Source organism: Allobosea sp. NPDC055353, assembly GCF_053644975.1.
In genome coordinates this window covers 138347-157615 of the sequence record NZ_JBSHMC010000002.1, presented here as the reverse complement: position 1 = coordinate 157615, position 19269 = coordinate 138347, and the positions used below count along the sequence as shown (strand labels likewise).

Here is a 19269-nt window from a genome sequence, read left to right as displayed (position 1 = left end):
TTCACGACGACGCCGGCCACAAAGACGCCTGATCCGCGGGCCGCGCCGAGGGGGATATCAGATGTCGCTCTTTTCCGGCCTTTTCTCGACCCGGCACACTGCGGGGCAACTGGATGCGATCAATCGCTCGCAGGCCCGCATCGAATTCGACCTCGACGGCAAGATCCTGGATGCCAACGAGAATTTCCTGTCGGCGGTGGGTTACACGCTGGCGGAGGTGAAGGGCCAGCATCACAGTATCTTCGTGACGCCAGAGGAGAAGGGCAGCCCCGCCTACAAGCAGTTCTGGGCCGATCTCGGCCGCGGCGAGTTCTCGCGCGGGCAGTATCTGCGGCTCGGCAAGGACGGCAAGGAAATCTGGATCCAGGCGAGCTACAACCCGATCCTGGGAGCGGGCGGCAAGCCGGTCGGCGTGATCAAATACGCCTTCGACGTGACCGAGCAGAAGAACCGCCTCGCCGATCTCGAAGGGCAGCGCGCCGCGATCGACAAGGCACAAGCCGTGATCGAATTCGACCTCACCGGCAAGATCCTGACGGCAAACGAGAATTTCCTGAGCGTGCTCGGCTATTCGCTCCCCGAGATCGTCGGGCAGCATCACCGCCTGTTCGTCGACCCGGCCGAGCGCGAGACGCAAGGCTATCGCGCCTTCTGGGAGCGTTTGGGTCGCGGAGAATACGACGCCGGTCAGTACCGCCGCATCGGCAAGGGCGGCAAGGAGATCTGGATCCAGGCGAGCTACAACCCGATCCTCGATGCGCAGGGCCGCCCTTACAAGGTCGTCAAATTCGCCTCCGACATCACCGCCACCTTCAAGGGCAAGCAGCTCGAAGCGGCCGTGCAGGAGACGAGCGCGGTGATCGACCGGGCCAAGGGCAAGGACCTGACCGGGCGCGTGCCGCTCGACGGCAAGACCGGCGAGGTCGCGACGCTCTGCGCCGGCGTCAACGACCTGCTCGATACGCTGGCTGAGGTGGTCGGCACGGTCAGCGACATCTCGGCCCGTATCGATGGCGCGTCCCTCAAGATCACCTCCGACAGCCAGCAACTGGCGGAGCGGACCGAAGCCAACGCCGCGAGCCTGCAGGAGACGGCGGCGACGACGGAGGAGCTTGCCGCGTCGGTCAAGCACAGCGCCGGCAATTCCCGGATGGCGGTCCAGCTCGGCAACGAGGCGAGCGCGGTCGCGGCGCGCGGTGGCGCCATCGTCACCGACGCGGTGGCGGCGATGGAACGGATCGAGCAGGCCTCGTCTGGAATCTCGGAGATCATTTCGATGATCGACGAGATCGCCTTCCAGACGAACCTGCTGGCGCTTAACGCCGCGGTCGAGGCGGCACGTGCCGGCGATGCCGGGCGCGGCTTCGCCGTTGTGGCGACCGAGGTGCGGGCGCTCGCTGCCCGCTGCAGCGAATCCGCCAATGGCGTCAAGGCGTTGATCGCGAATTCTACGCAACAGATTCAAGCCGGTGTCGGCCTGGTCAAGGATGCCGGAACGACGCTCGGCGAGATCGTCGGCGCTGCCTCCAAGGTCGCCTCGACGGTCAGCGAGATCTCGCAGGCGACGACCGAGCAGGCCAACGGCATCGACGAGATGGCCCGCACCGTCGCGCATATGGACGAGATCACGCAGCAGAACTCGCTCCTTGCGGAGCAGAGCGCCAAGGTCGCCCGCGATCTCCAGCAGGAGACCGCGGCGCTGAGCACGATGGTCTCGGCCTTCCAGCTCGGCGACGACCGGCCTCGGCTCACGCCGCAACTGGTTCATTCCGCGCCTCCTGCGCCGGCACGCGCTGCGCCGCCGGTGATGCGCGGCCGGCGCGTCGCTGGCGGCGGCACGGCCGATGGCTGGGCGGAATTCTGAGACGGTTTGTCGACGCTGAATTGGGGATGTTCGGCGCGTGCCTCTTGTCAGGCGCGCGCCGATAGGCTTTTCGGTCGGAAACCCGCGCCTTTCGCGTCGGGCCAAGTCCGGAGCGCTGTCCATGGCCGAACCGTCCTCGAACAAGGCTTTCCCGGTTTCCTGGGATCAGTTCCATCGCGATGCCCGCGCTCTCGCGTGGCGCCTCGCAGAGAAGGGGCCGTTCGAGGCGATGGTCTGCATCACCCGCGGCGGGCTGGTGCCGGCGGCGATCATCTGTCGCGAGCTCGGCCTGCGGATGATCGAGACGGTCTGCGTCGCGAGCTATCACGATTACAAGAACCAGACCGAGCTCCAGGTGCTCAAGGACATCGCCCCGAACATCAAGGCGATCGGCGACGGCACCGGCAAGGGCGTGCTGGTGGTCGACGACCTCACCGATACCGGCAAGACCGCACGCGTCGTGCGCGAGATGCTGCCGAATGCGCATTTCGCCACGGTCTACGCCAAGCCGGCCGGCGTGCCGACGGTCGACACCTTCATCACCGAGGTCAGTCAGGATACCTGGATCTATTTCCCCTGGGATCTCGGGCTCTCCTATGTCGAGCCGATCGCCAAGGGGCACAAGGGCTGAAACGCCGCGTATTCGCCTCAGCCCGTCGAGGGCGAGCGGAACGCGATCAGCATGCCGGAGACGACGATCGCCATGCCGACCAATTCGGTAGGCGAGGGCGTCTCGGCCAGCAGCAGGGCGCTGGCGGCCGCCGTCGCCACCGGCACCAGCGGCAGGAACAATGTCGCCTTGGCCGCGCCCAGCGTCGCGACGGAGCGGGCATAGAGATAGAGCGCGACGACGCCGACTAGAACCCCCTGGTAGAGCGCCTGCAGCACGAGTTCGGCGAACGGCACGCGTGCCATATGGATTGGCAGCGCCAGCGCCACGATCACCAGCAGCGGCACCGAGAGGATGCATGAGGCGGCGGTGATCTCCAGCGAGCTGGCGCCCCAGCGGCGGGCGAGCAGACCAAAGATCGACCACAGCAAGGCGATCAGCACGAAAAGCAGGTCACCGATCCAGGCGTCGGGCCGCGACGGTGCCATGGCAAGCGCATCGCGCGAGAAGATGCCGATGCCCAGCACGATGATGCCGAGGCCGATGAGCCGCACCCGCCCGGCGCGCTCGCCGGTGACGAGAAAGATCAGCAGCGCGGTGAAGACCGGGATCAGGCCGGGGGAGATGATCGACGAGTGCAGGGCTGGCGCAAAATGAGCGCCGCCGACGAGGATCAGGCTGTAGAGCGGGCCGATCAGCAACGCCATCACCCAGGCGCGCGGCCAGCCGAGCGAGCCGACCGGGAAGGGCCGCATATGCCGGAGCGCCCAGGGCAGCAGCACGGCTGCGGCCGAGACGAAGCGCAGGATCGTGACATCGGCCGGGGTCAGGTCGATCAGCATGGCATGCCGCGAGACGACCGACTGGACGCCCCAGATCAGCGCGGTCAGCAGGCCGCAGAGGATGCCGAGCCATTGTGCGCGGGAGGTCATGGACGGGCGGCTTTCGGCGGGGCTGTGCAGGCGGCGGGATTCCGTGGCGCCGCTATGCCTGCGTGCGTGAACGGCCGCAATGGCGCCGGGTGCAGCCCGCCCCGGCGTTGCACCTATGCCGCACGCTTCGTGCTGGAAGGAAGGGGCATCCCGACCAGCGGCAGCAAGCGGGAATCCGCGATGGCGGCCAGGCGGTGTCCGTAGCCGGCGAGATAGCCCTCATGGCTGGCGAAGGCGATGAAGTTCTCCACGGAGGACTGCCTGATCAGCATCGCGCGGTCCCAGCGTTCCGCTTCCGGACCGATGAAGAACGGCCCGCCTTCGCCAATGAAGAGCAGCGAACCGCCGCTTGCCTCGAGATAGGGCAAGGTATGGCTGATGTAGCGGTGGAAGGCTTCTGCTCCGCTGATCGCTTCCGCCGGTGCCAGCTCGGGCGTGACCGCATAGTCGGCGATGTCGCGAAAGCGCAGGAGATTGAGCATCACGACCTCGCCAATGATGTTGCGGCGGAAGAGATCGCGGCCGGCTTCCCAGCTTGGAACGAGGTAAGCGGTCACGGCTTCGGTTCCGGCAGAGCGTGACCGGCGATGAGCTTCTGCGCATAGATTCGGATATCGGCGGGCCAGCTTCGGCTGTGTTCGGCAAAGCCGTCGCCGTCCCCGGCGAAGAGGGAGCGCGAGGCTTCCTCGAAACCTTCGCGGTCGCCCGCCATGGTCGCAATGAAGGCATAGGTGCGTTCTTGCGCCATTCGCGCCTGGCTGCGTCCGCCATCGTTCTTGCGGGCATCGTCGACGAGCCGCCGGAGAGCTTGCGAGGCACCGCCCGGTTGCAAAGCGAGCCAGTCCCAATGACGCGGCAGCAAGGTCACCTCGCGGGCGACGACACCAAGCTTCGGACGTCCTCTGCCGCGCGGTGTATCGGTTGCTTCGTCTGTTCGAGGGGCATAGCGCGCCGCGATCTCGGCATCGCTGCCGCGCAGGTCGAGATCGACCACCTTTCCGGTCGCATCGTCGAAGACGAGGATTGCGGCGGCCGGATCGGCGGTGAAGGCGGCTTTCACCGCGAGGGCGATGGCGGCAAGCGGGCCACCGGCGATGCGGGTGGCGTCATGAAAGGCAGTGTGGGGCATGGATTCCGACCCTGAGGTTCGTTGATTGCGAGCTTATTATCCGGGTGAATGTCTCCTGGCAATATGATCCGGGTAAAATATCGCCTGATCCACTGCGTCGCCTCGGCATGACGTCATGTCGAATTGGATCGGCTTTGAAACCTGGGTCGATCCCACTAGTTTGACCGAAAGAGGAAACGCCGACGGGGAGACGCGCCGGGCATGGCCGCCACCAGCTTCGACGCCGCGGGCGCGCGGATCACCATCTTCCGCGCCCTGCTTCAGACCATCGCCCGCCATGGCAAGGGCCGCATCGCGCTGGAGGACCCCGAGCGCCAGCCGATCACCTATGGCCGGCTCGTGCTCGGCGCGCTGGTCCTGGGGCGCAAGCTTGCGGCGCTGACGGCGCCGAAGGAGCATGTCGGTGTGCTCTTGCCGAACATGCAGGGCATGGCAGTGACGCTGTTCTCGCTCTTCGCCTATGGCCGCGTGCCGGCGCTGCTGAACTTCACGGCCGGCGTCCGCAACCTGCGCGCGGCTGCCGAACTGGCTGAGCTCAAGACCATCGTCACCTCGCGCCGCTTCATCGACCAGGGCAAGCTCGACGACGAGATCGCGGCGCTCGGCGAGGGGCGGCGCGTCGTCTATCTCGAAGATGTCCGCCGGGAGATCACCAGCTTCGACAAGGCACTCGGCGCCTTGCAGAGTCTGGCGCCGGGGCTCGTCCATGGCGCCCATGAAGCGCAGCCCGATGATATCGCGGTTGTCCTGTTCACCTCCGGCACCGAGGGCAAGCCGAAGGGCGTGGCGCTGAGCCATGCCAATATCGTCTCGAATGCAAGGCAGGTCTTCGCCCATGCGGCCGGCGCGATCTCCGAGCAGGACGTCTTCATGAACCCGCTGCCGGCCTTCCATTCCTTCGGGCTGACGGCCGGGCTGATGGTGCCGCTGCTGCACGGCATGAAGGTCGTGCTCTATCCGAGCCCGCTGCACTACAAGCAGATCCCGAAGCTGATCGGCGACATGAAGGCGACCTTCCTGCTCGCCACCGACACCTTCCTGCAAGGATACGCCCGCGCTGCGGAGAAGGGCGATCTCGGCAGCGTGCGTTATGTCGTGGCCGGGGCCGAGCGCGTGAAGGCCGAGACCAAGCGGATGTGGGAGCCCTACGGCACCACCATCCTCGAGGGCTATGGCTGCACCGAATGCTCGCCGGTCCTGGCCGTCAACACGCCGGCTGCGATGCGGGAGGGCACCGTCGGCAAGCTCCTGCCCGGCATCGAGGCGAAGCTGGAGCCGGTCGAGGGTATCCATGAGGGCGGGCGGCTCACCGTGCGCGGGCCGAACGTCATGGCCGGCTATCTCGATCCCGAGCAGCCCGGCCGCATCATCCCGCCGGAAGGCGGCTGGCACGATACCGGCGACATCGTCGTGATCGAGGACGGTTTCGTCGCGATCCGCGGCCGGGCCAAGCGCTTCGCCAAGCTCGGCGGCGAAATGGTCTCGCTCGCGGCGGTCGAGACCATGGTCGCCAAGGTCTGGCCGGACCAGAACCATGTCGTCGTCGCGCTGCCCGATGCGCGCAAGGGCGAGCAGCTCGTGCTCGTCACCGAGACGCCGCATGCCGATCGGGCTGCCTTGCAGGAGGCTGCGAAGGCGCAAGGCTTCCCGGAACTGTGGGTGCCGCGCGCGATCCTGGTGACGCAGGCCATCCCCGTGCTGGGCAACGGCAAGATCGACTACGGCTCGACGCGGGAGCTCGCGGCGTCGCGGCGGGCTCTGCTGTGAGACCGCCTCGCTGCCGTATGGCCACAATTGTAATTCTATTACGCCGGATGATGATTCCGGGTTCCGCCCTGGCGCTGCTGCGTGTCGCTACTCTTGCCCCTGTCCTGTCGCTGACGGGGCCGTCCGACCTTTCGGCACAGGCGCAGGCCTCATTCTATGTGCGCCGCGACGAATGCGTCGAGGCGGGCCGGCTGACTGCGGAGCAGTGCGAGTTCGCCTATCGCAACGCCCGCGCCGAATTCGAGCAGGCGGCGCCGCGTTATGGCTCGCGCGCAGCCTGCGAGCGCAACCACAAGCGCTGCGGCGCCCAGATGATCTCGGCCGGCGGCTGGGAATCCTTCGGCAAGGGCGGGGCGAGCTATGTGCCGCGCTTCATCGGCGTGCGCGTGACCGGCGAGGGCGCCGCGCGCCGCGCCTTGCCGGTGGTCGAGGGCACGGCCAAGGTCGCCTTTGCCGGGCGCTCGGTGACGGAATTGCAGGACAAGGTCGCGGGCCGGCGTGGCATCATCGGCCAGGCCAGCAGCGTCGGGCGCGGTGCGCATGGCCATTCCGGCCAGGGCGCTGCTCCCTATGTCAAGCGCGGCGACCGTGACGACACGGTGCGCGTCCCGATGGAAGAGAAGACGATCGGGTCTGACGTCAAGCCGGGGCTCTATGTCGATCCCGACGGGGTCGAGTGGTACAAGCCCGCCCGCCCGCATTGAGCGCTGCGCGGCCGGAGCGCGATCGCCGAGGCTTGCGCCGGCTGACGCTGCCCGCTATCGCTGTGCCCGCTGCGGACGTGGCGAAACTGGTAGACGCACGAGACTTAAAATCTTGCGCCTTCAAAGGCTTGCGGGTTCGAGTCCCGCCGTCCGCACCATTCGCCTCGCGGTGATTCCGGGATGCGCGATCGCGCCATCGGCGGTCATCTCTTCCTGAAGATCACGCTCAGATTGTTGGCGGGCATCTCGATGACCTCCGGCGCGCCGAAGCCGTTACTTGTGCCGAGCGCTGCGACGGCATCGAGATCGCGCAGGCCCCAGGCCGGATCGCGCCCGCGCAGGCTCTCGTCGAAGACGGCGTTGCCCGGTTCGAGCGGCCGGCCCGGCCGGCGATAGGGGCCGTAGAGATAGAGCGGCTGGCCCCGCTTCAAGAGGCGCCCCGCCTGCCGGAACAGCCCCTCCGCCGCGGCCCAGGGCGCGATGTGGATCATGTTGATGCAGAGGATCGCATCAGTGGATTCGACCGGCCAATGCAGCGCGGTCGCGTCGACGACGACCGGCGGAAGAATGTTGCCGAGGCCCGATTCCCGGGTCCAGGCCGCGATGCTCGCCACCGCGTCCGCAGAAGGGTCGCTCGGCTGGAAGGTCAGGCCGGGCAGGGCGCCGGCGAAATGCACGGCATGCTCGCCGGAGCCGGAGGCGATTTCCAGCACACGCCCGGATGGCGGGAGCACTTCCTTGAGGACGGCGAGGATCGCGTCGCGGTTGCGCTGGGCTGAAGGTGCCCGCAAGCGGGGATCGGTGCCGGTTTGTGTATCGGCGTTCGGCTGCCAGAAGCTGGGCTTGCTCATCATCCGCTCACGAATCTTTCGTCCGGCCCATCGCGTTGGGGCGATGATCCGCTATAAGGAGGCAGGAAGCGGGCCGCCAGATGTCGTGGCCTCGCAGCAAGCAGGCTGGTTTTGTTAACCGAAATCCTGATCGTCGTGGCGCTGACGATCGTCAATGGTCTCCTCGCCATGTCGGAACTCGCCGTGGTTTCGTCACGCACGGCGCGCCTCAAGGTTCTCAGCGATCAGGGCAACAAGGGCGCCGCAACCGCGATGCGCCTGGCGGAAGACCCCGGCCGCTTTCTCTCCACAGTCCAGATCGGTATTACGCTCGTCGGCGTGCTTTCGGGCGCCTTTTCCGGTGCGACGCTTGGCGCGCGCCTGTCGGAATGGCTGGGCACGCACGGCTTCTCGCCATCGGTTTCGGACACGCTCGGCGTCGGCCTCGTCGTCGTCGCGATCACCTATCTCTCGCTGATCCTCGGCGAGCTCGTGCCGAAGCAGATCGCGTTGCGCGACCCCGAGCGGGTGGCGGCGCGGGTTGCGCCGGCGATGTCGCTGCTCTCGAAGATCGGCGCGCCGCTGGTGTTCCTGCTCGACATCTCCGGCAAGGCGGTGCTGCGCCTGCTCGGCCAGAAGGGCGAGTCGGAAGAGAGGGTCACCGAGGAGGAGGTCCGCACCATCATCGCCGAGGCGGAGACAGCCGGCGTGCTGGAGCGCGACGAACGCGAGATGATCGCGGGCGTGATGCGCCTCGCCGACCGTTCGGCCCGCGCGCTGATGACGCCGCGCCGCGAGGTCGAGGTCATCGATCTCGAGGACAGCGCCGAGGAAATCCGCGAGCAATTGCGCGCGACGCGTCGCTCGCGCCTGCCGGTGCAGGATGGCGAGGCGGATTCGATCGTTGGCGTGGTCGTGGTCAAGGACCTGATCGAATTCCTTCAGGCGGGCGACATGCAGAATCTGCGCACGCTGGTGCAGGAAGCCCCGATCGTGATGGACACGGCCGATTCGCTGCATGTCCTGCGCGAGATCCGCTCCAGCCGCGTCCATATGGCGCTGGTCTTCGACGAGTACGGCCATTTCGAGGGCATCATCACGCCGGGCGATGTGCTGGAGGCGATCATCGGTGCCTTCCAGGAGGAGGAAGAGGGCGAGCCGGCGATCGTGACGCGCGCCGACGGTTCCTATCTCGTCGCCGGCTGGATGCAGGTCGACGAATTCTCGCATGAGCTGGGCATTCCGATCCCGCGCGATGCCGATTTCCAGACGGTCGCCGGCTTCATCCTGGCCGAGATGAACCATCTGCCGAATGTCGGCGAGAGCTTCGACAAGGGCCATTGGCGCTTCGAGGTCGTCGATCTCGACGGCCGCCGCATCGACAAGATCCTGGTCACGCGGATCGAGTGAGATGGCCGCCGGCGTTGACGCCGGCGGAGCCCACGTGGTCTAGTCGTCGCCAAGGGGTGCATCGCGACGACCCCGTGAGGCTTCGGCCCAATGTTCGCGTCCAACTTCCTCGCTCAGGATGGACGCAAGCCATGTCTTCCAACGAACAGATCACGGTCGCCCAGCTGTCACGGCTGGTCGGCCTTCCCGATGCGCCAGCCATCATCGATGTCCGCATCGATGAGGATGTCGCCGCCGATCCCGTCTTCCTGCCGGGTTCGGTTCGCCGCGACTATCGCGCCGTTTCCGAATGGGGCGCTGAATTCGCTGGGCAGCGGCGCGTGGTGGTCGTCTGCCATCGCGGCCTCAAGCTCAGCGAAGGTGCCGCCGCCTGGCTGCGACATCTCGGCATTACCGCGGAAACTCTTGAAGGCGGTCATCAGGCCTGGCGACAGGCTGGTGGGTTGACCTTTTCGCCGGAACGTTTGCCTTCGCCAGGGGTATCCGGCGGCAGCGTCTGGGTGACGCGGGCGCGGCCGAAAGTCGACCGCATTGCCTGTCCCTGGCTGATCCGCCGCTTCATAGACCGGCGCGCCGTGTTCCTCTTCGTTGCGGCCTCCGAGGTCGAGGCGGTGGCCGATCGCTTCGGCGCCACGCCTTTCGACATCGACGGCGTGTTCTGGAGCCATCGCGGGCCGCTTTGCACCTTCGATACGATGATCGCGGAATTCCGGCTGGCGTCGTCCGCGCTCGACCGATTGGCGCGGATCGTGCGGGCGGCCGATACGGCGACGCTGGAGGCCGAGCCGCAGGCGGCCGGCCTGCTCGCCGCGTCGCTCGGGCTGTCGCGCATGTACAAGCACGATCTCGAACAGCTCGAGGCCGGCATGCTGCTCTACGACGCCTTCTATCGCTGGTGCCGCGACGCTGCCGAGGAAACCCATAACTGGCCCGTGCCTAAGCCGGCTGGGGAGGCGAGGCGATGAGCGTCGCGGACACGGACATGACGGTGCAGCCAGCGGACCGCCTGCCGACGCTTGGCGAGGCGACCCGTATCTGGGCGCGGATCGGCTTTCTGTCCTTTGGTGGGCCGGCCGGCCAGATCGCGCTGATGCACAAGGAGCTGGTCGAGGAACGGCGCTGGATCGGCGAGGAGCGTTTTCTGCACGCGCTGAACTACTGCATGCTCCTGCCGGGCCCGGAGGCGCAACAGCTCGCCGTCTATATCGGCTGGCTGATGCATAGGACGATCGGCGGTCTGATCGCGGGCCTCCTGTTCATCCTGCCCGGCGCGCTGGTGATGCTCGGCCTGAGCATCCTCTATGTCACCTGGCGCCACGTCCCGGTGATCGACGGGGTCTTCTTCGGCGTGAAGGCGGCGGTGCTGGCCATCGTCATCGAGGCGGGTCTGAGGATCAGCCGCCGTGCGCTCAAGACCGGCGCGATGGTGGGCGTTGCGATCGCAGCCTTTGCTGGCATTTTCCTGTTCAAGCTGCCGTTCCCGCTGATCGTCCTGCTGGCGGGGCTTTCCGGTTGGATCGGCAACCGCATCCGGCCCGGCTGGTTTGGCAAGGCCGGTGCGGGCGCAGTTGCCGATGGCGCTGGCGAGGGGCTGCTCGACGCTCTGCTTGCGCGCGGAGAGCTCGACCATGTCAGGCCCTCAGCCGGGCGGGCGGCCCGCGTGCTCGCCGCCTGGCTGCCGCTCTGGCTCGGCCCCGTGGCGCTGTTCTGGCTGGTCGCCGGCTCGGCCAGCGTCTGGACGCAGGTCGGCAGCTTCTTCAGCGCGATGGCGGTGGTGACCTTCGGCGGCGCCTATGCGGCGCTGGCCTATGTCGCGCAAGCGGCGGTCGACGGTTTCGGCTGGCTCGCGCCCGGTGAAATGCTCGACGGGCTCGGCCTCGCCGAGACGACGCCGGGGCCGCTCATCCTCGTGCTCGAGTTCGTCGGCTTCCTCGCGGCGTTCCGGGCTCCGGGCAGCCTGCCGCCGCTCGTCGCCGGCGGGTTAGGAGCGCTGCTCACGGTCTGGGTGACCTTCGCACCCTGCTTTCTCTGGATTTTCCTGGGCGCGCCCTATGTCGAGGCGTTGCGTGGCAACCGGGCGATCTCGGCTGCGCTCGGGGCGATCACGGCCGCGGTGGTCGGCGTCATCGCCAATCTCGCGCTCTGGTTCGGGCTGCATGTCCTCTTCCGCGAGGTCTACAGCCTGTCCTTCCTCGGCATGAGTCCCGAGATGCCGGTCCTGACGTCGCTTGACTGGCGCGCGGCCTTGCTGGCGGCCGGCGCCGCGATCGCATTGCTGCGCTTCAAGCTCGGGATGATGCCGGTTCTGGCGATCTGCGCGGTTGCCGGCATCACCCTGAAGGGCGGCTTCTGAGCCTCAGCGCCGGGGCTCGTCCGGGTCGATGATGCGGTATTCGGCGTCGATGACCTCGACGCGGTCCGGCTGGCGCGGCTGGTTGGCGAAGGGATTGGCCGGGTCAATGCCCGCCGCCTTCAGCTTGGCCTTGAGGCGCCAGACCGCGATCGCGCCGACGACCAGCACGACCGGGATCAGGATGAGCGCGAGGCTCGCGGCCAGCACGAACAGCGCAACGCCGACGATCAGGCTTGCTGCCATGGCGAGCCAGGCCTGCCAGCGCGGCATGGCGCGGGCGCGGCCGTTGAGCTGTTCGTAGAGATTGACGCGGATCATATGATGTCGGTTCCTTCCCTCGGCACAGAGATAGGAAGCGAATGCGGCTTTGACGAGGTCAGGCCGCAAGCTTAGGCCGCATCCTGCCAGTCATAGAGCCAGCCATAGCGGTTGCGCAGGCCGTTCGGCCCGAGCCGTTTCAGCGCGAAATCGCGGGCGATGCTGAGCGGCCAGCCCATATGGTAGTTGCGGCCATTGCCCCGACTTTCCTCCTGCACGCGAGCGACACGCCGGGCGCGGGTAGCGGCATAGGCGGCGAAGGCTGCGGGCACGCCGGGGGCGCCATCGCGACTGAGGGTCTCGGCGAGCAGGCGGGCGAGCACGGCGGCATCCTCGATGGCGAGCGACGCTCCCTGCGCAAGGAAGGGCAGGACCGGGTGGGCGGCATCGCCCATCAGCGCGATCCGCCCCCTGGCCATGGCGGCGGGCTTGCGGTCGAAAAGCGACCAGACCTGCCATCCCTCCGCCGCGCCGGTGAGCTCGCGCAGGGCCGGTGAGGCGCCGGCGAGATGCTCGGTGACGACATTGCGATCGCCCTCGCGGGTCCAGCCCTCGCGGGCTTCCTTCGCCTGCCGGACGACGACGAGGTTGATCTCCCGGCCGCCGGCGACGGGGTAATGCACCGCGTGGCGGCCGGAGCCCATATGCAGCGTCACATGCGGCTTGTCGCCAGCACGGGCCGGCACGACCGCGCGCCAGGCCTCGTAGCCGGTGAAGACCGGCGGCGAGGCGTCGCCCGAGAGATCGCGCACGCGCGACCACAGGCCGTCGGCGCCGATCAGGCCAAGCGCTGAGAGCGTCCCGCCGATCCCGTCACGCGCGGCGAGCCCGACCGTGACGCCTTCGGCAGTCTGGCTGACCTCATCGACGCTGCGGCCGACCATCAAGCGGATGTTCGGCATGGCGCGGGCGGCGTCGAGCAGGACGGTGTGGAGGTCGTTGCGCTTCATCATGCGGAACGGCGTCGGCATGCGCTCCGGGCTGGAGGGCATCTCCAGCACCTGCGAGCCATCGGCCCAGCGCCGGATCATCAGCCCGTGCGAGGTGACGCTGACGCGCTTCAGCGGCAGGGCGAGGTCGAGCGCATCGAGCACGCGGCCGGAATTGGAGGTGAGCTGCAGGCCGGCCCCAGTCTCGCCGAAGCCGGTGCGCTTCTCGACGACCGTCGCTGCGATGCCGCGCCGCGCCAGCGACAGGGCCATGGTCAGGCCGCCGATGCCGGCGCCGGCGATGACGAAATGAGGAGCGGACACGGGATCGGGCGCCTTCGATGATGATGCTGGAAGACGAGGCGCGGATGCCCCTCAGAATCCGCGCCGCCGGTAGAGTGTGCTGAGTCTCAGGCGGCCTTGGCCGAATCCGAATAGGCGCATTCCGGCGGGATACAGGCCGCGCCCTTCAACGACGGCTCGTATTTGAACAGCGTCGAGCAATATGGGCAGATGATCTCGTGATCCGCGCCCATGTCGAGGAAGACATGCGGGTGGTCGAAGGGCGGCTTGGCGCCGATGCACATGAACTCATGCGCGCCGACCTTGATGACGGGAACGCCGAGGTCGTTGTGGAAATGCGGAATGCCGGTCGCGGCCATGGTCGTTGCTCTTCGAAAGGCTGGAATTCGGCCGCAACCTATCGCGTGAGCCGGTCCAGCGCCAGAGCATTTCCGCATTTCTCCGAAACGCGAACATGCTCTAGTCTTTTGTTTTGTCGCATTTTCTTCACGCGAACCGGTGCCCACTTCGCTCGAAAATGCGACAGTGCGCTGTTTCGCATCAGCGCCCGTCGCGCAGGCAGCCCTGGGCGAGTTCGGTCATCCGGGCGCTTTCCTGCGGCGAGAGCAGGTTGTCGAGCGCCTTCTGCCAGAGCTGCTCGCGCTTGAGGCCTTCGACGGTGCAGGCGCAGACCATCCGGCAGACCTGCTCGGGGGCGTTCGGGCCGGCGCAGCTGCGCTGGCAATCGGTCCGGAAGGCGCGTTCCTCCGGCGAAGGCGGGGCGATGACCTGCGTCGCCAGCATCAGCGCGCCGATGAAGAGCGGCTGGTGGACGAGATAGACCAGCAGGCTGTGGCGCCCACCCCAGGCGATGATTCGGGTCGCCTTGTTGCCCGGCAGCCAGCCGGCGAGCGCGGTACCGGCCAGGCGCGGCAGGACGAGGCGAGCCAGCACGATCCCGCTCAACACGCAGCCGAACCAGGGGAAGACCGGCACGAAATCGGCCGTGTGGATTTCCGCGCGGGAGAAGCCTAGCCAGACCGCCCAGGGCTGGTCGAGCAGCGGATGGGCGACGAAGGCGGGCAACGCAAAGGCGATTGCAGCAGCGATCGCGACGACGATGGTCGGCAGGCGCAGGAAGGGCAGGGCGAGCACGCTCGCGACTGCGACATGGTGCAGGATGCCGAAGAAGATGAAATCGCCCGGCATGAAGCGCCAGGTGCCGAGCGTGACCAGGGTCGCTGCGCCCGCGACCATGGCGAGGCGCTTGAGATAGGCCGTGCTGTCGAAGCCCTTGCGCGTCGCGAGGACGAGGCTGAAGCCGACGATGGTCAGGAAGCTGCCGGCGATGCCGCGCGCGAACAGGCGCCAGCCCGGCTCGCTGACGATATCGGTCTCGATCAGCCGGAACATCGAGAGGTCGTAGGCGAAATGGTAGACGAACATGGCCAGCAGCGCGACGCCGCGGGCGATGTCGACGATGGCGAGGCGCGACGATTCGCGAGAGGCGGGCTGGGTCATGCGGCCATCGTTCATCATGGCGGGCGCTCATAAGCAAGTCGCGCCATGGCGGGTACCCAAATCCGCCCGGCCATGGCAGGGAAGGGAACCATTCCGACGTTGCGACCCGAGACCCGCATGCAGAGCTTTTCTTCCGATGGCGTGAAGATCGCCTTCATCGACATGGCGCCGACCAGCGACGTGCCGAAGCACCGCACCGTGATGCTCGTCCACGGCTTCGCCTCCTCGCACATGATCAACTGGGTCAACACCCAGTGGACGAAGACGCTGACCCATGCCGGCTACCGGGTCGTCGCGCTCGACGATCGGGGCCACGGCCAGAGCGAGAAGCTCTATGATCCCGCCGCCTATTCCTCGCAGGTGATGGCGGAGGATGTGCGCCGCTTGATGGACCATCTCGACATCCCGCGCGCGGCGGTGATGGGCTATTCGATGGGCGCGCGTATCTCGGCGCATCTGGCGCTGGCGCATCCGCGTCGGCTGGAAGCATTGCTGCTCGGCGGGCTCGGCATCCATCTCGTCGAGGGGGTGGGGCTGCCGCTCGGCATCGCCGATGCGATGGAGGTGCCCTCGCTCGATGTCCTGACCGATCCGATGCAGCGGATGTTCCGCGCTTTCGCCGAGCAGACGAAGAGCGATCTCAAGGCGCTGGCTGCCTGCATCCGCGGCTCGCGCCAGACCTTGACCGCCGAGCAGGTCGGGCAGATTTCGATGCCGACGCTGATCAGTGTCGGTACCAAGGACGACGTATCCGGCTCCGGGCCGGAGCTGGCGAAGCTCATCCCCGGCGCCGTTGCCTTCGACATCATCGGGCGCGACCACAATCTCGCCGTCGGCGACAAGACCCACAAGCAAGCCGTCCTCGACTTTCTTGCGCGTTTGTGAGAGCATGCAGGGGTATACAGGCAATCCAGAAAAGCGGGCGACGCCAATGTGTTGTCGATCCTCCCTGAAATTCTGATTCCGCTGCCTCGCTTTTAGATTCAACTTCGGTTCGGCTTGAGCTTTTGATGCGGACGCCTGCTTCAGATCGGGCTGTCCTTTCGCTGAACCCGTCTTTTCGGAGAATGACCATGCCGTCGAGGCACTCCGTCGTGGAAGTACGCGACCTTGCAACCGGGCTCGACCGGGTCGATCCCGTCTGGTCGCGCCTGCAGACCGAGGCCGAAGCCGCTGTCGCGGCCGAGCCGGCGCTCGGTACCCTGATCGTCGCCTCCGTGCTCAACCAGCCGAGCTTCGAGGCTGCTGTCGCTCATCGCGTCGCGGCTCGGCTTGGCCACCCCGCCGTGACCGCCGACCTGATCGAGCAGGGCTTCGCCGAGGCCATGGCGGATGACGAGACGATCGGTGCCGGCATGCGCGCCGACGTGATGGCCGTGCTCGACCGCGACCCCGCCTGCTACCGTGTGCTGGAGCCGGTACTGTTCTTCAAGGGCTTCCACGCGCTGCAATGCCACCGCCTGGCGCATTGGCTCTGGAAGCGCGACCGGCGCGATTTCGCGCTCTACCTGCAGGCCCGCTGCTCCGAGGTTTTCCAGGCGGACATCAATCCGGCAGCGCAGATCGGGAAGGGCGTCTTCCTCGACCATGCGACGGGCCTCGTCGTCGGCGAGACCGCCGTCATCGAGGACGATGTCTCGATGCTGCATGGCGTCACGCTGGGCGGCACCGGCAAGCAGGGCGGCGATCGCCACCCGAAGATCCGCAAGGGCGTGCTGATCGGTGCCGGCGCCAAGATCCTCGGCAATATCGAGGTCGGCCAATGCAGCCGCATCGCGGCCGGTTCGGTCGTGCTCCAGCCCGTGCCGCGCAACAAGACCGTGGCGGGCGTGCCGGCCAAGGTGGTCGGGGAAGCGGGCTGTGCCGAGCCTTCGCGCTCGATGAATCAGACTTTCGCCGGCGATTGCGGCGCCTATATCTGACGCGCTCAGTCGGCCGCGCCGGCGAGCCAGCCCATGATCTCGGCCCGGCGCGGATGCGCGCCGGCAGCCGTTGCGGCTGCGAGAGTCAGCCGGTCCGGCGTCGGCATGGCCTGCGGGAAGGGCGTGACGAGCCTGCCCGACGCGAGATGAGGCCCGACAAGACTCATCCGTCCCATCAGCACGCCTGAGCCCGACAGGCAGGCATCCAGCGCCAGGCTGTAAAGCGAGAACGCCGGGCCGCGGCTCGGGTCGATCTTCGTGCCGGGTACGGCGAAGGAGAGCCAGCGCGCCCAGTCACTGCGCCAGACCGCATCGTGCAACAGTGTCTGCGTGACAAGGTCGGCTGGCGCCGCGAGCTTTGCAGCAAGAGCGGGGACGCAAACCGGTAGGATCGCGTCGCCCGCCAATTGAAGCCCGCCGCTGGCCGGCGTGGCTTCCCGATAGAACAGCGAGAGATCATAGGGATCGCGCTGTGGGTCGGGCGGCTCCTCCATCGCCGAAATCGAGATCTGCAGATCCGGGAATGCAGTCCGGAGCGCCGGCAGGCGCGGCGAGAGCCAGAGCTGCGCGATGCAGGGCAGGGCGGCGATGGCGAGCGGGCGGTTAGGTTGGGCTTCGCGCAGGACCTGTACCGTCTGTCCGAGCATGTCGAAGCCGCGCGTCAATCGCGGCAGGGCCTCGCGGGCGGCCTCGGTCAGGGCGACGCCCTGCGGTAGGCGGCGGAAGACCGCGAAGCCCAAGGTCGCTTCGAGCTGCCTGATCTGCTGCGTGACGGCGCCGGCCGTGACGCCGATCTCGTCGGCGGCCTTGGCGAAGCTTTCCAATCGTGCCGCGGCCTCGAAGGCGCGCAAGGCATTGAGCGAGGGCAGGCGCGGACGCGGCGGCTTGACCGGCAAGGCAAGGCTCCAGGTTGAGGCTGAGAATTCCTCAGCCTGCGAGCGATGAATACTCGTTTGCGCACGGGCCGGCAAACCGCTGTTATGGCGGCAACGAGGGATTGGTCGGTTCGGGAGACAAGCGAGATGACGGCACTGAGCAGGCGCGACTGGGTTCCCCAAGCGAGCGAGGACTATGTGCTTAAGGTCGCGACCGAGACGGCGAGCCAGCCGCTCGACGCAATCGCGGCGCGGATCGATGCGCTCGCCACCGAGAACCGGACGATCCATGAGCGCGACTGCGTCAATCTCAACCCCGCGACCAATGTCATGAACCCGAAGGCCGAGGCGCTGCTCTCGGCAGGGATCGGGGCGCGGCCCTCGCTCGGCTATCCCGGCGACAAATACGAGATGGGGCTGGAGGCGATCGAGCAGATCGAGATCATCGCCGCCGAGCTCGCGGCCGAGGTGTTCGGGGCGAAGTACGCCGAAATCCGCGTGCCCTCTGGCGCCATCGCCAATCTCTATGCCTTCATGGTGGCGGCCAAGGCCGGCGACTGCATCATCGCGCCGCCCGGCGAGATCGGTGGTCACGTCACCCATCACGGTGCGGGCGCGGCCGGGCTTTACGGCATCGTCACCCATCCGGCGCCGATCGATCCGGTGAATTACACCGTCGATGTCGGGCAGCTCAGGATCGATGCGCTGCGCCTCAAGCCGAAGCTGATCTCGATCGGCGGCAGCCTCAACCTCTTCCCGCATCCGATCCGCGAGATCCGCGCCATCGCCGACGAAATCGGCGCGCTCGTGCTGTTCGATGCGGCCCATATGTCCGGCATGATCGCCGGCCATGGCTGGCAGCAGCCGCTGGAGGAGGGCGCTCATCTGATGACGATGAGCACCTATAAGAGCCTCGGCGGCCCGCCCTCGGGCCTGATCGTGACCAATGATGCGGAGATTGCCAGAAAGCTCGACGCCATCGCCTATCCCGGCCTCACCGCCAATTTCGACGCGGCGAAATCGGCCTCGCTCGCCATTTCGCTGCTCGACTGGAAGGCGTATGGCCGCGCCTATGCGCAGGAGATGGCGAGGACGGCGAAGGCGCTGGCCGAAGCGCTCAGCGAGCGGCAGGTGCCGGTCTTCGCCCGCGACCGGGGGATGACGACCTCGCACCAGTTCGCGATCGAGGCTGCTGTTTACGGTGGCGGGCAGGCGGCGGCGAAGAAGCTGCGCATGGTCAACATCCTCTCCTGCGGCATCGGCCTGCCGTTGCCCGCGGTCGAGGGCGATGTGAACGGGCTCAGGCTCGGCACGCCGGAGATCGTCCGCTTCGGCATGAATGCGGCGGATATGCCAGAGCTGGCGGGTTATATCGCGGAAGGGCTGAACGGCTCGCGCCCGGCCGAAGCCGTGGCGAAAGATGTTACGGCCTTCCGCAGCCGGTTCCGTACACTGCATTTCATGCGCTAGGAATCGTTGCCGGGCGCGAAGAAGCAGAGCAGTTCGCCGGAATCGTCGATGCAGAGATGCCAGCGGCCGTCCGGCGACTGCTTGGCTTTGTCCTGCGGGATTTCAAGCGTCAGCGGCTTCTTGCGCTCGCTCGACCACATCGGATGCTTGCCGGGGGCGATCGTGACGACGAAGCCGCCGGTGACCTCCCGCACGGCTTCCGCCTCGATCTGGGCGCAATCAGAATCGAGACAGCAATAAAACGGATAGTCCCAGCCGCTCGGCGCCTGATGGGCGAGCGCGATCGTCGCTCCCGAAACCAGGACAGCAGCGATCATCGAGGCAAGAACACGCATCGGCCAGCCCTCGCGATG

The 19269-nt window shown here is 67.2% G+C and carries 20 protein-coding genes and 1 tRNA gene; 11 read left to right on the top strand and 10 right to left on the bottom strand.

Features of this window, described 5'->3' with window-relative positions; genetic code table 11:
* The first annotated feature begins 61 nt into the window (after positions 1-61).
* Complete coding sequence (locus tag ACWIEX_RS14015) at positions 62-1864, top strand: methyl-accepting chemotaxis protein (RefSeq protein WP_454033649.1); 1803 nt, start codon at positions 62-64, stop codon at positions 1862-1864.
* A gap of 121 nt (positions 1865-1985) precedes the next feature.
* Positions 1986-2495 (top strand): xanthine phosphoribosyltransferase, encoded by a 510-nt coding sequence (gene gpt, locus ACWIEX_RS14010; RefSeq protein WP_199092453.1) that lies wholly within the window; start codon positions 1986-1988, stop codon positions 2493-2495.
* A 17-nt stretch (positions 2496-2512) separates the two neighbouring features.
* On the opposite strand, the gene ACWIEX_RS14005 is transcribed toward gpt, so the two are convergent.
* The 3 genes from ACWIEX_RS14005 to ACWIEX_RS13995 all read right to left on the bottom strand — a co-directional run bounded on the left by ACWIEX_RS14005 (position 2513) and on the right by ACWIEX_RS13995 (position 4535).
* Positions 2513-3406: a DMT family transporter gene (locus ACWIEX_RS14005; RefSeq protein ID WP_454033648.1), complete on the bottom strand. Its 894-nt coding sequence runs from the start codon at positions 3404-3406 to the stop codon at positions 2513-2515.
* A 113-nt stretch (positions 3407-3519) separates the two neighbouring features.
* Positions 3520-3963: a DUF1330 domain-containing protein gene (locus ACWIEX_RS14000; RefSeq protein ID WP_454033647.1), complete on the bottom strand. Its 444-nt coding sequence runs from the start codon at positions 3961-3963 to the stop codon at positions 3520-3522.
* Entirely contained in the window at positions 3960-4535 is a 576-nt protein-coding gene (locus ACWIEX_RS13995) for a DUF2239 family protein (RefSeq protein WP_454033646.1), read from the bottom strand. Before ACWIEX_RS13995 ends, ACWIEX_RS14000 begins: the two co-directional genes overlap by 4 nt.
* Positions 4536-4736: 201 nt before the next feature.
* Between ACWIEX_RS13995 and ACWIEX_RS13990 the strand changes: the two genes are divergently transcribed.
* The 3 genes from ACWIEX_RS13990 (at position 4737) to ACWIEX_RS13980 (ending at position 7164) form a co-directional block, all read left to right on the top strand.
* On the top strand, positions 4737-6302 hold the full coding sequence (locus tag ACWIEX_RS13990; RefSeq protein ID WP_454033645.1) for an AMP-binding protein: 1566 nt from the start codon (positions 4737-4739) through the stop codon (positions 6300-6302).
* 50 nt (positions 6303-6352) lie between these two features.
* Positions 6353-7006 carry a DUF1190 domain-containing protein gene (locus tag ACWIEX_RS13985; protein ID WP_454033644.1) on the top strand — a complete coding sequence of 218 codons (654 nt, stop codon included), beginning with the start codon at positions 6353-6355 and terminating at the stop codon, positions 7004-7006.
* Between the two features lie 71 nt (positions 7007-7077).
* A tRNA-Leu gene (locus tag ACWIEX_RS13980) sits at positions 7078-7164 on the top strand.
* Positions 7165-7209: 45 nt separating this feature from the next.
* Here ACWIEX_RS13980 and ACWIEX_RS13975 read toward each other — a convergent pair.
* A complete protein-coding gene (locus ACWIEX_RS13975; RefSeq protein ID WP_454033643.1) occupies positions 7210-7857 on the bottom strand; it encodes a DUF938 domain-containing protein in 648 nt (215 codons plus the stop codon).
* A 111-nt stretch (positions 7858-7968) separates the two neighbouring features.
* Here ACWIEX_RS13975 and ACWIEX_RS13970 point away from each other — a divergent pair, with 111 nt between their 5' ends.
* The 3 genes from ACWIEX_RS13970 (at position 7969) to chrA (ending at position 11599) form a co-directional block, all read left to right on the top strand.
* The gene (locus ACWIEX_RS13970) at positions 7969-9246 is read left to right on the top strand and encodes a hemolysin family protein (protein ID WP_454033642.1); all 1278 of its coding nucleotides are present in this window, start codon (positions 7969-7971) and stop codon (positions 9244-9246) included.
* Between the two features lie 131 nt (positions 9247-9377).
* A complete protein-coding gene (locus ACWIEX_RS13965; protein ID WP_454033641.1) occupies positions 9378-10211 on the top strand; it encodes a chromate resistance protein ChrB domain-containing protein in 834 nt (277 codons plus the stop codon).
* On the top strand, positions 10208-11599 hold the full coding sequence (gene chrA, locus ACWIEX_RS13960) for a chromate efflux transporter (RefSeq protein WP_454033640.1): 1392 nt from the start codon (positions 10208-10210) through the stop codon (positions 11597-11599). The genes ACWIEX_RS13965 and chrA overlap by 4 nt, the downstream gene beginning before the upstream one ends.
* Positions 11600-11602: 3 nt before the next feature.
* Here the strand turns inward: chrA and ACWIEX_RS13955 are convergent, their stop codons facing one another.
* The 4 genes from ACWIEX_RS13955 to ACWIEX_RS13940 all read right to left on the bottom strand — a co-directional run bounded on the left by ACWIEX_RS13955 (position 11603) and on the right by ACWIEX_RS13940 (position 14649).
* On the bottom strand, positions 11603-11917 hold the full coding sequence (locus ACWIEX_RS13955) for a hypothetical protein (RefSeq protein ID WP_454033639.1): 315 nt from the start codon (positions 11915-11917) through the stop codon (positions 11603-11605).
* A gap of 71 nt (positions 11918-11988) precedes the next feature.
* Entirely contained in the window at positions 11989-13170 is a 1182-nt protein-coding gene (locus tag ACWIEX_RS13950; protein WP_454033638.1) for an FAD-dependent monooxygenase, read from the bottom strand.
* An 86-nt stretch (positions 13171-13256) separates the two neighbouring features.
* Positions 13257-13508 (bottom strand): zinc-finger domain-containing protein, encoded by a 252-nt coding sequence (locus ACWIEX_RS13945; protein WP_454033637.1) that lies wholly within the window; start codon positions 13506-13508, stop codon positions 13257-13259.
* A gap of 181 nt (positions 13509-13689) precedes the next feature.
* Positions 13690-14649, bottom strand: coding sequence for an acetyltransferase domain-containing protein (locus ACWIEX_RS13940; protein ID WP_454033636.1), 960 nt, complete (start codon positions 14647-14649; stop codon positions 13690-13692).
* A gap of 117 nt (positions 14650-14766) precedes the next feature.
* Between ACWIEX_RS13940 and ACWIEX_RS13935 the strand changes: the two genes are divergently transcribed.
* The gene (locus ACWIEX_RS13935; RefSeq protein WP_454033635.1) at positions 14767-15534 is read left to right on the top strand and encodes an alpha/beta fold hydrolase; all 768 of its coding nucleotides are present in this window, start codon (positions 14767-14769) and stop codon (positions 15532-15534) included.
* A gap of 188 nt (positions 15535-15722) precedes the next feature.
* A complete protein-coding gene (gene cysE / locus ACWIEX_RS13930; protein WP_454033634.1) occupies positions 15723-16571 on the top strand; it encodes a serine O-acetyltransferase in 849 nt (282 codons plus the stop codon).
* Positions 16572-16576: 5 nt separating this feature from the next.
* Here cysE and ACWIEX_RS13925 read toward each other — a convergent pair whose 3' ends face one another.
* Positions 16577-17467: a LysR family transcriptional regulator gene (locus tag ACWIEX_RS13925; RefSeq protein ID WP_454033633.1), complete on the bottom strand. Its 891-nt coding sequence runs from the start codon at positions 17465-17467 to the stop codon at positions 16577-16579.
* A 126-nt stretch (positions 17468-17593) separates the two neighbouring features.
* Here ACWIEX_RS13925 and ACWIEX_RS13920 point away from each other — a divergent pair, with 126 nt between their 5' ends.
* Entirely contained in the window at positions 17594-18916 is a 1323-nt protein-coding gene (locus ACWIEX_RS13920) for a serine hydroxymethyltransferase (RefSeq protein WP_454033632.1), read from the top strand.
* On the opposite strand, the gene ACWIEX_RS13915 is transcribed toward ACWIEX_RS13920, so the two are convergent.
* Positions 18913-19251, bottom strand: coding sequence for a hypothetical protein (locus ACWIEX_RS13915; protein ID WP_454033631.1), 339 nt, complete (start codon positions 19249-19251; stop codon positions 18913-18915). The genes ACWIEX_RS13920 and ACWIEX_RS13915 overlap by 4 nt on opposite strands.
* Positions 19252-19269 lie beyond the last annotated feature (18 nt).

Bases quoted from the DNA above. Each gene is read 5' to 3' on its own strand.
- ACWIEX_RS13915 (WP_454033631.1), bottom strand. From the start codon at position 19,251: ATGCGTGTTCTTGCCTCGATGATCGCTGCTGTCCTGGTTTCGGGAGCG.
- ACWIEX_RS13990 (WP_454033645.1), top strand. From the start codon at position 4,737: ATGGCCGCCACCAGCTTCGACGCCGCGGGCGCGCGGATCACCATCTTC.
- ACWIEX_RS13965 (WP_454033641.1), top strand. From the start codon at position 9,378: ATGTCTTCCAACGAACAGATCACGGTCGCCCAGCTGTCACGGCTGGTC.
- ACWIEX_RS14005 (WP_454033648.1), bottom strand. From the start codon at position 3,406: ATGACCTCCCGCGCACAATGGCTCGGCATCCTCTGCGGCCTGCTGACC.
- ACWIEX_RS13940 (WP_454033636.1), bottom strand. From the start codon at position 14,649: ATGACCCAGCCCGCCTCTCGCGAATCGTCGCGCCTCGCCATCGTCGAC.
- cysE (WP_454033634.1), top strand. From the start codon at position 15,723: ATGCCGTCGAGGCACTCCGTCGTGGAAGTACGCGACCTTGCAACCGGG.
- ACWIEX_RS13935 (WP_454033635.1), top strand. From the start codon at position 14,767: ATGCAGAGCTTTTCTTCCGATGGCGTGAAGATCGCCTTCATCGACATG.
- ACWIEX_RS13985 (WP_454033644.1), top strand. From the start codon at position 6,353: ATGATTCCGGGTTCCGCCCTGGCGCTGCTGCGTGTCGCTACTCTTGCC.
- gpt (WP_199092453.1), top strand. From the start codon at position 1,986: ATGGCCGAACCGTCCTCGAACAAGGCTTTCCCGGTTTCCTGGGATCAG.
- ACWIEX_RS13945 (WP_454033637.1), bottom strand. From the start codon at position 13,508: ATGGCCGCGACCGGCATTCCGCATTTCCACAACGACCTCGGCGTTCCC.
- ACWIEX_RS14015 (WP_454033649.1), top strand. From the start codon at position 62: ATGTCGCTCTTTTCCGGCCTTTTCTCGACCCGGCACACTGCGGGGCAA.
- ACWIEX_RS13995 (WP_454033646.1), bottom strand. From the start codon at position 4,535: ATGCCCCACACTGCCTTTCATGACGCCACCCGCATCGCCGGTGGCCCG.
- chrA (WP_454033640.1), top strand. From the start codon at position 10,208: ATGAGCGTCGCGGACACGGACATGACGGTGCAGCCAGCGGACCGCCTG.
- ACWIEX_RS13975 (WP_454033643.1), bottom strand. From the start codon at position 7,857: ATGAGCAAGCCCAGCTTCTGGCAGCCGAACGCCGATACACAAACCGGC.
- ACWIEX_RS13920 (WP_454033632.1), top strand. From the start codon at position 17,594: ATGACGGCACTGAGCAGGCGCGACTGGGTTCCCCAAGCGAGCGAGGAC.
- ACWIEX_RS13955 (WP_454033639.1), bottom strand. From the start codon at position 11,917: ATGATCCGCGTCAATCTCTACGAACAGCTCAACGGCCGCGCCCGCGCC.